Below are 14,612 nucleotides of genomic sequence, written 5' to 3'. Positions count from 1 at the left end.
AGAGTAGCTCTTATTCCACAGCTACTCTCCCCCACACTTATATTAAAACAGATGAATGTTTTCTTTCTTGCAAGCTTCACGTAAATCGTCAGGCCATACAGAAGATTGAACTTCACCGATATGTGCTTTACGTAAGAAGTACATGCACATTCTTGATTGTCCAATACCACCGCCAATTGTTAATGGTAGTACATCTTCTAATATACCTTTATGGAAATCATACTCACGTTTAAAGTCATCACCAGTTTTCGTTAACTGCTCATCAAGTGATTTACTATCAACACGAATTCCCATTGATGATAATTCGAACGAAGCTTGTAATACTGGGTGCCAGAATAAAATGTCACCGTTTAATTTCCAATCGTCATAGTCAGCTGCACGTCCATCGTGTTTTTCACCTGAACGGAGTGCATCACCAATTCCGATAATAAAGACTGCACCGTGTTCTTTCGCAATTGCATGTTCACGATCTTTCGGCGTTAATTCTGGATATTTATCTTCTAGCTCTTGGGAAGTAATGAAAACAACATCTTCTGGTAAATACTTTCCAAGGAACGGATACTTTTCAAATAAGTGATCTTCTAAATCTTTGAATATTCCATAAATTGTTCGTACTGTTTCTTGCAAGTATTCTACAGTGCGCCATTCTTTTTGAACAATTTTTTCCCAATCCCATTGGTCAACGTAAATAGAATGTGTTGCATCTAGTTCTTCATCGCGACGAATCGCGTTCATGTTTGTATATAAACCTTCACCAGCTTCATACCCATACTCATGTAATGCAAACCTTTTCCACTTCGCTAGTGAATGAACAATTTCTAACTCTTCTCCTGAATGTAACATATCAAATTCAATTGGACGTTCTACACCGTTTAGATGATCGTTTAACCCTGATTTTTTCGTTACGAATAATGGTGCAGATACGCGGAATAGTTCAAGACGTTTTGCTAATTGGTCCTCGAAAAATGTTTTAACTTCCTTAATTGCGATTTGAGTCTCTCTTACTGTCATTAATGATTGATACATGGTGGTTTCCTCCTAAAATGTTTGGATGTTGTGAAAAGAAGCCAACAAAAAAAGCCCTTCTTCCCCAAAAAACTGGGACGAAAGGCTTTGGTTCCGCGGTACCACCCAAATTAGCAACAGAGGTTGCTCACTTATACAGTACGGAGATGAAACATCTCGATACTGTTCTTCTTGTAACGGCGAAGTACCCGGCTAAGTCTACTTTCCTATAAAGGATTTCGGTTAGCAACTCCAGGAGGTTCTTCATAATAGGCTTCGTATCAGGCTCACACCAACCCTGACTCGCTTAGACTACATCCTACTACTACTCGTCCTTTCATAGTCGTTTTGTTGTCACATCTCTGAAACATTTTATTAATGATTATTCTATACAAAAAACAAAAAAAGTCAACAAAAATTTTAAAATGTTTTTCAATTCTTTATTTTATGGCTTTATTGATTGTTTTTAATATAGCATATTTACTTCTTTTGCCTCGTCAACCCAAAAAACGTTTCACTAACAGAAACTAACATATATACAACAACTAATGTAATCGTTCGGAATATAGAATCCGCAGTATTTCGTATTATTTTCATTTTCTTTGCAATTCCTTTCAGTTTACTTGCAAATTCATGTTATACTATAGCATTCAAGCAGTTTATTTTTACTTAAAGCAATCATAGTCATTTATAAAGAGTATTTTCTAAATCATTGACTATTATCAAATAAGATTTTTATATAACGGAGTGATCATATGAGTAAAACGAAAGCAAAACCGAAAAAAGGTGTAGGACAAGGTACAGGAAGTAAAGGTTGGAATCGTTGGCAATCAAGTGCAAAGAAAAAGGCAGCTGCAAAACCATACAAAAGTAAAGGTACAAAAAAGTAATTTAAATTGTATTTGATTTCTTTACTTTGTACAAAACAAAATATAATTATTACAACAAAAAAGCTATGCCCTCATACATTCGAGGGCATAGCTTTTTATATTAAATCATTAAAATATCTCGAATTTCTTCCTCCGTGATTGATGATAATTTCTCTTCTCCCGGCTCAATTACTTCAGCGATTAAATTTTTCTTACTCTCTTGCAGTTCATGCATCTTTTCCTCAATTGTTCCGTGAGCCACTAATTTAATAACTTGTACCGTATTTTTTTGTCCCATTCGATATGCTCTATCTGCTGCTTGTTGTTCAACAGCTGGATTCCACCATAAATCGTACAATATAACTGTATCGGCACCCGTTAAGTTAAGACCTGTACCACCAGCTTTTAAAGAAATGAGAAATAGGTCTCCTTCACCTTCGTTAAACCGATCACATAGCTCTACACGTTCTTGCGAAGGGGTATTTCCGTCTAAATAAAAGTATGGAATTGCTTGACGATTTAACTCACGACCAATAATAGACAGCATCTTTGTAAATTGAGAAAAGATTAAAATTCTCTTACCAGTACTTCTGCATTCCTCTAAAATCTCTAACAGTTGCTCAAATTTAGCTGAACTCCCCTTGTAATCATCAACGAATAAAGCGGGATGATTACAAATTTGTCGTAATCTCGTTAAGCCAGCTAAGATTCTAATTTTATTTTTACGTAACGTATCTTTGTCTAAATGCTTTAACGTTTCTTCCCTTAATTTCGCTAAATAAGCAGCATATATTCTCTTTTGATCTGGTAATAACTCCGATGACTGTAAGTGCTCTATTTTATCTGGAAGCTCCTGTAATACATCTTCTTTTAGTCGTCTTAATACGAAAGGTTTTACGCGCTTTGCTATATCCTCTCGCCTTAAATCACCGAATTCTTTTCTTCCTGGTAATAATTCTGGGAAGACGACATGGAAGATAGACCATAGCTCTTCTAATGAATTTTCTACAGGTGTTCCCGTTAATCCGAAACGATACTCAGCTTGAATCGTTTTCACCGCTCTTGCCGTTTGCGTTGTAGGGTTTTTAAACGCTTGTGCTTCATCAAGAAATAGTGTATGAAACGGCTTTGCATACAACCTTATATCTCTTCTCAGTAATGGATATGACGTAATTACGACATCAAACTCTGTTATATCCTTTAAAATCTTACGGCGTTCCGTTTGATTCCCATCTGCAATAACTGCTCGAATATGAGGGGCGAACTTTTTCAATTCACTAAGCCAATTATAGACGAGAGATGACGGAGAAACGACTAATATAGGCATGTTCTTCTCACGAATTTCCGATAAAACAGAATCTATAAAAGCAATGCTTTGCAGTGTTTTTCCGAGTCCCATATCGTCTGCTAAAATGCCTCCAAAACGGTAATAGGCGAGTGTTTTCATCCACTCGAATCCATACACTTGATACTCTCTCATCTCTGCATGTAAAGTATTTGGTACAGCAAACTTCAATTTTTTCGGGTTTTGAATATTTTCTACTAACTCTTGAACAGAATCATCCAAACTTAAAACATTTCCTTCGTGAAGTCCGTTCATCCATTTTACACTCCGAATAAGCGGAACATTCACTTCTTCCCCATGTAAAAATTCTTTTCGAATACCCGATTCTTTTACAAACTGATTAATTTCATTAAACTCTTTGCTCTCCAGTGATAATAAAGAACCGTTTGCTAATCGGTAATATTTACGTTTCTCTTCAAGAGCCCCTAGTACACCTTTAATTTCCGCTTCCGGTATTCCTTTTATATCAAAGCGAAATGACAACCAATCTATTCTTTCTTTTCTTCTCACTCTAATAAGAGGAGCTGTGTCCCCTTTATGAATTCGTAATTTGATTGCTGTCGTCGCATAAATATCAAGTAAACCTTTTAATGTTGGAACGACGTGATATAAAAAATTGTACTCTGCTTCTTCATTATGCATAAAGTAACCGCCTTCCGTTTTCGCAAAGGCACTTTCACTCATAATATCTAAAATCTCTTTTTCTTTTTTCTCATCACGATTAAAAACAGACGGCTGTCCATCTTCTTCTAGTGGATTAATTAAGACGTTTCCATAGTGAAATTCAAGACCCGCTAGCAAGCGATTTTTCACTCGATCTAAATATAATTTCGCTTTTAATACGGGGGTTTCAACACGATCTGATACTACTTCATCTATCCGCACAGTTCCTAGCTTCATTAAACCTGGTACAACTTTCGCTACGAAATATTCCATCTTATCCGCCGGAATATATAATTGGTTACTACTAGAGCGATTCATCATTTTTTGTAATTCGATAAGCCGTTTGCAATCCTCAGCGTTCAACTGATACAGTTTCCCTCCAAATAGAGCATAACTATACGTATCCATTACCTCAACTCGTTGTAAACCATCAATATAAAGTGTAAAACCACCGTTACTCCCCTTGTTAAACTCAAAATGTAAAGGAAGTAGTCCTTTTGAAGTTTGTAGACCATGAAAAGATTGTCCATCTTGATTAAGTCTCACACACTCAACTTTAGAAAGTAAAGAAAGCATATCCGTCCAAGACGCTGGTGGTATTAAAATCATACTCTCATCTTGTTTCGCATGAACTTCTAGCGCATCCTCATACATTTTTTCATTGTGATACATTTTAATAAGTTTCTGAATAATCGCATCTGTATCTTGTTTAAAGCTATGTACATCTGGTGTATATGTAAATTCATTGGAACAATTAAAATTTTCTCTTTTCTCCACTTTAGAAAGAAACTCTCTAATTTGATTTACGAAATACGTTTTGGCAAGTTTTAGCTGCATTCCTAGAAGGGCCCCGCCTTGTTTCGTAACTACTGGTGTACAAATAAATTCAACATGAAGTATTTCACGTGTATCAAAACGATGTTGTTTACTTTTTGGTTTCAGTGGTTTATCTGCAAACAACTGAAACATCCCACTTGTTAATTGATCATTTCCGCTCATGTTTTCGCTACTAGTGGGGAGCATTCCACCCGTTTGCTGATTATAATTTATTTGTATCAATACTGCTGCAACATGTTGACAGTACGTTTGAAAAGACGCTAACGAAGGACAACTACATCTCGCAACAACATCACCTTTTTTAGCTTTTTCTACTGTAACATGAAAATTTTCGTTCCCTTTTACCGTTGCCCCGCAAATTTCTTTATTTTCATCATAATGATTTATTATCACTTTATTTGCTTTATAATAAGCTTCGCCTCTTTTATATGAGGTTTCTCCGCATACTTCTTTAATAATTGATTTATTTAATGTAAAACTCATTGTTTTGACACTTCCTTAATGTAAAACCATTTTCTCTTACTTAACATTTTACATGCTTCACGAGAAAATATAAAATGTTGATTTAACAAAAAAAAGATGCTTATTTATAAGCATCTTCTTCACTCTATCTCCATCAACCGTTTCGCTTCAAAATATAACACTTGAATAAATTTCTTCGTATTAATTCGTATATGTCCAGAAGCCGCTACTTCTTCTTTCATCATTTCTGTCATCCGTTTTCTAACTACAGTAAAATCAAAAAATTTCGGTGCATAGCTTTCAAATTTTGGATTTGAAAAGTCTGTTAGCCCAAGGGAAGCTAAATGGTTTAACGATTGATAAATCGCTCTTCGTACCCTTTGCTCAGATGCTTTTTTCTCTTTATCAATATCCGCATCTAAAGCTATATCTCCTAATTTTCTTATCGTAATATGATGGAAAATTTCTTTTAACGCTGGAAATCCAAATTCAAACGTTTGCGCTTTTTCTTGTCCATTTAAATATTCCAGCATACTAAGTAAATCTTTACTTCCATTCTCTCCTGCAATACCGAGCTCTGCTAGTAAGAAACGTCCTGAATCTGCTATCTTTTTTGCTTCTTGCACTGGTTCACTACGCATTTGTGGCTGCTCCCACTGGAACACGTTGTTCAATGATTTTTGAATATCATATATAGAGCGTTCCAAGCGAATACGCTCCATCACTTTTCGTACAACTGATTCAACCTCAATTTTATTTAGTGGTTTTGTAATATAATATTCTACTCCAAGTGTATATGCCTCACCTATAAGTTGCTTCGATTCAACTTGAGAAATCATTATGATTTTCCCAGTAAAAGAGGATGCAATATGGCGAACTGTTTCAATCCCGTCTCGCATTGGCATTAATAAATCAATAAATAAAATATCTACTTTTTTAAAATTTAGTTGATCTGCTTCAATAAAAGCTCCGTCTTCCGATTCTCCAATTACTTCCCCAAGATCGCCATCTTCAATAATTTGCGAAAGCATAGAACGGAAAACTTCATCATCATCTACGATATAATAAAACAACTTTGTTCCCCTTCCCGCTTTAAACTGCACTCCGGTAAACAAACGACAAACTTACACCCTTCACCAGTTTCCAGGTCTTCCAATCTTACTTCTCCTCCGAGCTCTGTTACCATTTCGTTTATGTAAGAAAGTCCAATTCCTGTTGATGGTGTTCCTGTTTGATCATACTTTGAAGTAAATCCTGGCTTAAATACTAGTTTTTTATATTTTTGCGCAATACCAGGCCCATCGTCAATTACTTCAAAAAATATACGTTTATCAAGTTTATATAACTTAATAATGATAGCACCATTATCCTCAATTGCTTCCACTGCATTTGCAACTAAGTTGTTGAAAATTGATAAGACTGTATACACATGATATTCTGCATGTTCACCTTCTATATGTTTAGAAAAACGTATATCTTTTTCCAACATGTCAGCGTACTTTTCATTTATTCTCACAATCATTTCCGCAAGCTCATGACCTTCTACATACTCAGCCACATTTTTATCTAATAACAATTTAGATAATCCTGCAAAAATTCTTTGATTATCCTTTTTTATTTCATGCACTTCTCCCGCTATTTTCAATGCTATTTTACTATAACTTTCTATACTACTCGAATCATCGTTCGCTTGTAAATTACGATATAATTGATACGCTTCTTGTGTAATTAACTCCGCATTTTGCAGCGTTTTTTTCAAATGAACGGATTCCACATATAAATTAGAAAGGTGCATCAACATTTTTTCATTTTCTTTTCGCACTTGTGATTCTTTTAATTTCGTTTCATACAAATTCATCATATTTAAAAAACCAAGCGCAAAGAAACTACGAAAAATAGCAATAATGATTAGCTTATTCACTTCAGAAATTGTTATCGTTGTACCAAGTACTAACATATGATAAATCGCAAGTTCTGACATACTTGCGATAATTTCAATTGTAATCCCAAGGCAGCCAATTATAATTGGCTTCTGATGGAACTTATTCACCCTAAAAAGCGAAAAAAGACTTCCATAAATAAAATAATAAAAGAACACAGGATAGCGCAAATAAAATGATTCTGTCATATGAAATGACCCTTGCAATACCCAATCCAGACATACGCGGAATAAGACTACAGATATACCGACAAGAATACCTGCAGCTGCTGCTGGTATTTTTCTTAAAAAGAGTAACAAAAAGAAGAAAAGCGGTGTCCCGAAGCTAACACGAAACGTATCGTTGAAAGGATGAAAATTCAGCTCTCCAGCAATCGGAACAACAATCATTAAAATAATTAAAAGAGACATATCTTTCTTCCATAATTGATTCCAATTCAAAGCTGCCACTTCCTATGTATTTTTTCAAAAATGTACAAGTAAAGCCCGCTTATTATAATAAACGGGCTTTTTTTCTATATTCTAACCTTTTCTACCGCTTTTATTTGACGATACTCAGGCTTCCACATTGCGTCTTTCACTGCAATCTTAATATCGTTATCACTTAAGTTTTCTCTAGCAACACCTTCTGCAACTGCAACTTTCGCTACTTCAATTGCAACCATTTCAGAGATATTACGTAATTCTTCAACTTCTGGTAAGATAGGTGCACCTGGCTGACTTGTATCTACCATACTTGCAACCGCTTCTGCTGCCGCTGCAAACATACCGTCTGTCATTACGCTTGCACGAACAACAATTGTTCCAAGACCAAGACCTGGGAAAATAAGTGCATTATTTGATTGTCCAATCACATACGTTACACCATTGTATGTAACTGGATCAAACGGACTTCCTGTTGCAACTAACGCTCTTCCTTCTGTCCACTCGATTAAATCTACTGGCTTCGCTTCAGCAAGTGGCGTTGGATTCGACATTGGTAAAATAATTGGTCTTTCTACGTGAGAAGCCATCTCTTTAATAATCTCTTCTTTGAATGCACCAGCAACAGTTGATGTACCGATTAAAATTGTCGGTTTCACATGTTTCACAACTTCAGCAAGTCCGATAGCATCACTTTGTTTCCAATCATTCACTTCAGCTTCTTTTCTTGCATATGGAATTTGGAAATCAAGAAGATCTTCCATATTATCTGTAATTAACCCGTTACGATCAATACACCAGAAACGCTCATGTGCTTCTTGTTCTGATAATCCCGCGCGAACCAGTGCGTCTCTTACTTGATCTGCGATACCGATTCCAGCTGTACCCGCACCAAACACAACTACACGGTGTTCACTTAAAGGTACACCAGAAGCTTTCACTGCCGATAATACTGCAGCAAGTGAAACTGCACCTGTACCTTGAATGTCATCATTAAACGTACATACGTCATGACGATATTTGTCTAAAATTTTTCGTGCATTACGAGAACTGAAATCCTCCCAATGTAAAAGTGCTTTCGGGAACTTATTGCCTACAGCTTGTACAAATGTATCAATAAATTCATCATAAGCCTCACCAGTTACACGTGGATGGCGATTTCCAATATAAAACGGATTGTTTAATAGATCCTCACGGTTTGTACCTACATCTAAAATTACAGGTAATACGCGACTAGGATCGATTCCAACTGCGGCCGTATAAACAGCTAGCTTTCCGATCGCAATGTTAATACCACCAACACCCCAGTCACCAATTCCTAATATCCCTTCGCCATCTGTTACAACGACTAAGTCAATATTTTCAGCTGTTGCACCGATATTTGAGAACGCTTCTTCAATACCTGAAGGATCGTTAACTGATAAATAAACCCCACGTGGTTTACGATATTCATGACTATATCTTTGAATTGCTACACCAACAGTAGGTGTATATACAATTGGTAACATTTCACGTAAATGATCTGTTAGTATACGATAAAACAATACTTCATTTCGATCATGTAACGCAGTTAAGTATACATTCTTTAATAAATCATCCGGCTGAGAACAAAATTGCTCATACGCTCGGCGTGCTTGTTCATCTAACGTTAAAACTGCTGGTGGCAATAGCCCCTTTAGTCCTAACTCTTCTCTTTCTTCTTGTGTGAAAGCTACGCCTTTATTTAAAAGTGGTGTTGATAATACTTCTACTCCTCTTAATGCTGTTTCTAATGCACCATTAGAAGCCACTGTAAACTTACTCATAACATCCCTACCCCTATTCGTATATATCATTTCTATATTGTAAACAAAAAAGAGGGGATTGTCCCCCCTCTTTTTTTAATTTTTCTTTAAAAGAGTTGCTCCTGCAATCCCTGGGTGTGTCATTTCGAATGGGTCTAGAATTAACTCTAAGTCTTCTTGTGACAATACACCATTTTTCACACAAAGTTCTCGAACGGATTGACCTGTTGCAATTGCTTCTTTCGCAACACGAGCTGCTGCTTCATAACCGATATGAGGGTTCACGGCTGTAATAATTCCTACACTCTTCTCAACATACTCTTTCAAGCGATCTTCATTCGCTTCAATTCCTTTTAAGCAATTATCTGTAAAGGCACGGAAACCGTTATTCATAATGCTAATAGATTGAAGTAAATTGAAAACAAGTACTGGTTCCATAACATTTAATTCTAATTGTCCCGCTTCTGAAGCAAGGCAAATTGTATGGTCGTTACCAATTACTTGGAACGCAATTTGATTAATTACTTCTGGCATAACAGGGTTTACTTTCCCTGGCATAATAGATGAGCCTGGTTGGCGAGCTGGTAACATAATTTCTGCTAATCCAACACGTGGACCTGATGCCATTAGTCGAAGATCGTTCGCAATTTTAGACATATTCATCATACATACTTTTAATGCCGCTGACACTTCAGTGTACGCATCAGTATTTTGCGTTGCATCCACTAAATCTTCTGCACCAACAAGCGGTAACTCACTAATTGTTGCTAAATGTTTTACAACCGCTTCAATATATTCTGGATCTGCATTTAAGCCTGTACCAACTGCAGTTGCTCCCATATTTACTTCATATAGATGTTGGCGCGATTGCTTGATACGTTTCATGTCACGTTCAAGTACGCGAGCGTATGCTTTAAATTCTTGTCCAAGACGAATTGGCACAGCATCTTGTAAATGTGTACGACCCATTTTAATAACATGATCGAACTGTTCTGCTTTTAATTCAAATACATCATGCATATAACCCATCGTTTGTAATAAGACTTCCAATGCATTTAATGTTGCGATATGAATTGCTGTTGGGAACGCATCGTTTGTTGATTGCGCCATATTTACATGACTGTTTGGACTAATATAATGATAGTCTCCCTTTTCCATTCCTAATAATTCAAGAGCACGATTGGCAATGACTTCATTTGCATTCATATTCATTGAAGTTCCCGCGCCGCCTTGAATTGGATCTACGATGAAATGATCATGCCATTTCCCATCAAGGATTTCTTGTGATGCTTCTGCGATAGCACCACCCTTTTTCAATTCCAATCTTCCTACATCTGCATTAGCAAGTGCTGCTGCTTTTTTAACAATTGCGAATGCTTTAATTAAACCTTCATGGATTTTATACCCTGTAATTGGGAAGTTTTCTACTGCACGCATTGTCTGTACGCCGTAGTACGCATAATTTGGTACTTCTTTTTCACCTAAAAAATCTTTTTCAATTCGTACTTCATTTTTAACTTCAGTTAATGTTGCCATGATTACTCACTCCTTAACAATCTCTTACGCTGCTTTTGTTTCTTTGACTGTTTCTACATATTGTTTTGCTTTCTCATCATCGAATTCGCCTTCCCACTTCGACATAACAATGGCAGCTAATGCATTTCCTAATACATTGACAGCTGAGCGAATCATATCTAAAATGCGGTCAATTCCCGCAATTAATGCGATGCCTTCTAGAGGTAATCCCATTGATCCTAACGTTGCTAATACAACAACGAATGATGCACCCGGAACTCCCGCCATACCTTTGGATGTTAACATGAGAACGAATAATAGCGTTATTTGCTCCGTCAGTGACATGTGTATACCGTACATTTGTGCAACAAACAATGCCGCTAACGCCTGATAAATAGCTGATCCAGTCAAGTTAAATGTATAACCTGTCGGAATTACGAAAGAGGCAACTGCCTTTGGACAACCGAACTCTTCCATCTTTCTCATTATATTAGGTAAAACAGCTTCTGAACTTGCTGTCGTAAATGAAAGAATAAGTTCTTCTTTTAAAATTTTCATTAATGTAAAAATGTTTACTCCAACCATTCGCGCATTAATACCTAATACAATCACAACGAATAGTATAACAGTTACGTATACAGCTAGCACTAGTTTTCCTAAAGGAAGTAGTGTCACTACACCAAATTTTGCAACCGTAACAGCAATTAATGCGAATACACCAAATGGTGCAAATTTCATAACTTGATTCGTAACCCAAAACATCGCTTCGAGTACACCTTCAAAAAAGTGAAAAACAGGCTTTCCTTTGTCTCCTATTGCTGCAACTCCTAAACCGAATAACACTGAGAAGAATATAATCGGTAATAAGTCACCTTGTGCGATAGATTCAAATACGTTTTTCGGTACAATGTGAACAATTGTTTCAGCAAAACCTTTCTTCTCTGTGGCATCTGCCGTTTCTTTATAAGAAGAAATATCACTTTGCTGCAAACTATTCATATCAACGCCAGTACCTGGCTGGAATATATTCGCTGCAAGTAATCCCATTAAAATAGCAATCGTCGTAATAATTTCGAAATAAAGAATTGTCTTACCGCCCAGTTTCCCAAGCTTCTTCATATCACCTACACCAGCTACCGCAACAATTAATGCTGAAATAACAATTGGTACTACAATCATTTTAATTAAGTGAATAAATATATCCCCAATTGGTGTGATATAAGAAATCGCCGTTTTATTGCCATAAAAGATTGCCCCTACTACAATCCCTAAAACAAGTGCGACAAAAATTTGTGTTGCCAATCCGAATTTTTTCATTTATGTTCATCCCCTTTATGCGAACGCTTTCATTTAGTATTTATAAAAGCTTACTCACACATGATATAAGCGAACCTACAAAATCATACAAAAACCTACAAGTTCGTCACAAAAAATTCAAATTTTTTTCTTACATTTTTCATTGACACCTTTTTTCGTAAAAAGAAATAAAATAACTTGATAAAACATCAGATTATTTCGTATAATCTAAAAGATATATAAATTCAAAATAATCGAGTATGAAAAGGAGTGGATGTTATGAAGAATCACGTGAAGAAGTTCATCATATCTATTTCTTTTCTATTTCATTTTCTTACGAAGGAACAAAGGCATTCGCCTTTGTTCCTTTTTTATTGCAATCTATATAGGGGGAATTGTTATGAAGCCATATAAACGTGTCTTAATTAAATTAAGCGGTGGAGCACTTGCCGATCAATCGGGAAATAGCTTTAACTCCAAACGATTAGAACATATTGCAAATGAAATTTTATCGATTGTTGATTTAGGTATCGAGGTCTCCATCGTCATTGGCGGTGGTAACATTTTCAGAGGTCATCTAGCAGAAGAATGGGGAATTGATCGTGTAGAAGCTGATAATATCGGTACGTTAGGTACGATTATTAACAGCTTAATGCTTCGCGGCGTACTAACAAGTAAAACAAATAAAGAAGTACGCGTAATGACTTCTATCCCTTTTAATGCTGTAGCTGAACCTTATATTCGCCTACGTGCAGTACATCATTTAGATAACGGTTATGTTGTCATATTCGGTGGTGGCAACGGGCAACCATTCGTTACGACAGATTATCCAAGTGTACAAAGAGCAATTGAAATGAATAGTGACGCTATTTTAGTCGCAAAACAAGGAGTAGACGGTGTCTTTACAAGTGATCCAAAACATAATAAATCAGCGAAAATGTATAAAAAACTGAACTATAACGATGTCGTTAGACAAAACATACAAGTAATGGATCAAGCGGCTTTACTGCTTGCTCGGGATTACAATTTACCAGCACACGTTTTTAACTTTGATGAGCCCGGAGTTATGAAGAAAATATGTTTAGGAGAACATGTAGGGACATTGATTAATGATGATGCTTCGATGCTTGTGCATGAATAATAATTTTCCCCATCAACAAAAGGGTGTCTTTTGTAGACACCCTTTCCTATTAATCATCATAAATAAAAATCCACTAATCCCGCCACTTTCTCTTTACAACGCTCCCAGAAAGATATGTTATCAAAAAACTCTTTCGTCATTTCTTTCGAATCATGAAAATCCTCTGTTAACGCCTTATTCACTTCTGATACGATACTTCCACCATGAATATACAAATTCATCTCATCATTTATATAGAAGCTACGTGCAGTTATGTTCGTTGTACCGATAACCGTTAATTCATTATCAATCAGCATTAACTTCCCATGAAACATCCCTTTTTTATAACCGTATACAGTAATCCCATTATTAACAGCTTGACGTATGTACGGATATGCTGCCTCTTTAATGAGAGGAATATCTGGTTTATATGACCAAATTATTTTTACTGTGACTCCACGTTTTTGTGCCGCAATTAAAGCACTCATTAGTTCTTTATTTTTCGCTATAAAATAAGGTGTTGTAATAACAATCGAATGCTTCGCTTGTTTTATTAACTCTATATATTTTCCAGCGACATGGTGTCCATTATAGCTAACCATTGTATGTAACGTGTTTCCTTTACTAGCCTTATTCGTACTTCTTTTTATTTCTTCTTTCGTATCTCTTTTCCAATCTAAGGCGAACTGTTCCTCTAAGTCCTTTGCTCCTTCTCCTCTTATCCGCACATGATAGTCACGCCAATATCCAAAACGCTTATCCTTCCCTAAATATTCATCTCCCATATTAAATCCACCTGTATAACCAATTTCCCCATCAATCGATGTAATACGGCGATGATTCCGGTGATGCAAAGAATAAAATCCGAATGGCAGTTCCGGTTTTCTACTATATGTAAAATGAACACCGCTTTCCTGTAATTCTTTTTTCATCTTTCTTTCAAATGATAAATCATTTATTAAATCAACAGATAAATATACGTTTACTCCTTCTTTCGCTTTCTCTTTTAATAAGTTTAAAAAAGTATGGCTACTTTTATCATCCGATAAAATAAAAAAATACGTATAAATAGATTGCTTCGCTTCCCTTATATCAGTAAATAACTGTTTATAAAACGACTTCCCTTCTACATATAATTGAAAGTCACTATAATGAGGTGCATACTCTGTCGGCATATTTTTCCCAGCTTCCATTTTCCTGCCTAAGGTAACATCGATATGCATCCAAATTAAAATAAAAACGCAAATAGCAATAATAATAGAAGTAACTCGCAATATTTTTTTAATCATTTTGATTTCCTTCCGCTTATTTTCTTTCCACCCTTCTATTTTGTCATTCAAATTTAGATTTCATG

The 14,612-nt window shown here is 35.9% G+C and carries 10 protein-coding genes and 1 other annotated feature; of the genes, 2 read left to right on the top strand and 8 right to left on the bottom strand.

Annotated elements, in window-relative coordinates; translation table 11 throughout:
* Positions 1-42 precede the first annotated feature (42 nt).
* Entirely contained in the window at positions 43-1,026 is a 984-nt protein-coding gene (gene asnA, locus QUF93_RS10945; protein ID WP_002118166.1) for an aspartate--ammonia ligase, read from the bottom strand.
* Between the two features lie 70 nt (positions 1,027-1,096).
* Positions 1,097-1,355: a binding site (T-box leader), on the bottom strand.
* A gap of 405 nt (positions 1,356-1,760) precedes the next feature.
* On the opposite strand from asnA, the gene QUF93_RS10940 reads away from it, so the two are divergent.
* Positions 1,761-1,895 (top strand): DUF3934 domain-containing protein, encoded by a 135-nt coding sequence (locus QUF93_RS10940; protein ID WP_000047588.1) that lies wholly within the window; start codon positions 1,761-1,763, stop codon positions 1,893-1,895.
* A gap of 100 nt (positions 1,896-1,995) precedes the next feature.
* Here QUF93_RS10940 and QUF93_RS10935 read toward each other — a convergent pair whose 3' ends face one another.
* The 6 genes from QUF93_RS10935 to QUF93_RS10910 all read right to left on the bottom strand — a co-directional run bounded on the left by QUF93_RS10935 (position 1,996) and on the right by QUF93_RS10910 (position 12,159).
* The gene (locus QUF93_RS10935) at positions 1,996-5,202 is read right to left on the bottom strand and encodes a DEAD/DEAH box helicase (protein ID WP_289358782.1); all 3,207 of its coding nucleotides are present in this window, start codon (positions 5,200-5,202) and stop codon (positions 1,996-1,998) included.
* 119 nt (positions 5,203-5,321) lie between these two features.
* Positions 5,322-6,254: a response regulator gene (locus tag QUF93_RS10930; RefSeq protein WP_289358781.1), complete on the bottom strand. Its 933-nt coding sequence runs from the start codon at positions 6,252-6,254 to the stop codon at positions 5,322-5,324.
* Positions 6,236-7,570 (bottom strand): ATP-binding protein, encoded by a 1,335-nt coding sequence (locus QUF93_RS10925; RefSeq protein WP_289358780.1) that lies wholly within the window; start codon positions 7,568-7,570, stop codon positions 6,236-6,238. The genes QUF93_RS10930 and QUF93_RS10925 overlap by 19 nt, the downstream gene beginning before the upstream one ends.
* 65 nt (positions 7,571-7,635) lie before the next feature.
* Positions 7,636-9,348 carry an oxaloacetate-decarboxylating malate dehydrogenase gene (malS, locus tag QUF93_RS10920; protein ID WP_289358779.1) on the bottom strand — a complete coding sequence of 571 codons (1,713 nt, stop codon included), beginning with the start codon at positions 9,346-9,348 and terminating at the stop codon, positions 7,636-7,638.
* Positions 9,349-9,423: 75 nt separating this feature from the next.
* Complete coding sequence (gene aspA, locus QUF93_RS10915) at positions 9,424-10,863, bottom strand: aspartate ammonia-lyase (RefSeq protein ID WP_289358778.1); 1,440 nt, start codon at positions 10,861-10,863, stop codon at positions 9,424-9,426.
* 24 nt (positions 10,864-10,887) lie between these two features.
* A complete protein-coding gene (locus QUF93_RS10910) occupies positions 10,888-12,159 on the bottom strand; it encodes a cation:dicarboxylate symporter family transporter (RefSeq protein ID WP_289358777.1) in 1,272 nt (423 codons plus the stop codon).
* A gap of 379 nt (positions 12,160-12,538) precedes the next feature.
* Here QUF93_RS10910 and pyrH point away from each other — a divergent pair, with 379 nt between their 5' ends.
* Positions 12,539-13,279: a UMP kinase gene (gene pyrH, locus QUF93_RS10905; RefSeq protein WP_289358776.1), complete on the top strand. Its 741-nt coding sequence runs from the start codon at positions 12,539-12,541 to the stop codon at positions 13,277-13,279.
* A 56-nt stretch (positions 13,280-13,335) separates the two neighbouring features.
* Here pyrH and cls read toward each other — a convergent pair whose 3' ends face one another.
* Positions 13,336-14,547, bottom strand: a complete 1,212-nt coding sequence (gene cls, locus QUF93_RS10900; protein ID WP_289358775.1) for a cardiolipin synthase — start codon at positions 14,545-14,547, stop codon at positions 13,336-13,338.
* Positions 14,548-14,612: the final 65 nt, after the last annotated feature.

Source organism: Bacillus hominis, from assembly GCF_030348325.1.
Taxonomy (GTDB): Bacteria; Bacillota; Bacilli; order Bacillales; family Bacillaceae_G; genus Bacillus_A; species Bacillus_A hominis.
This window is presented reverse-complemented; position numbering and strand designations above follow the sequence as displayed.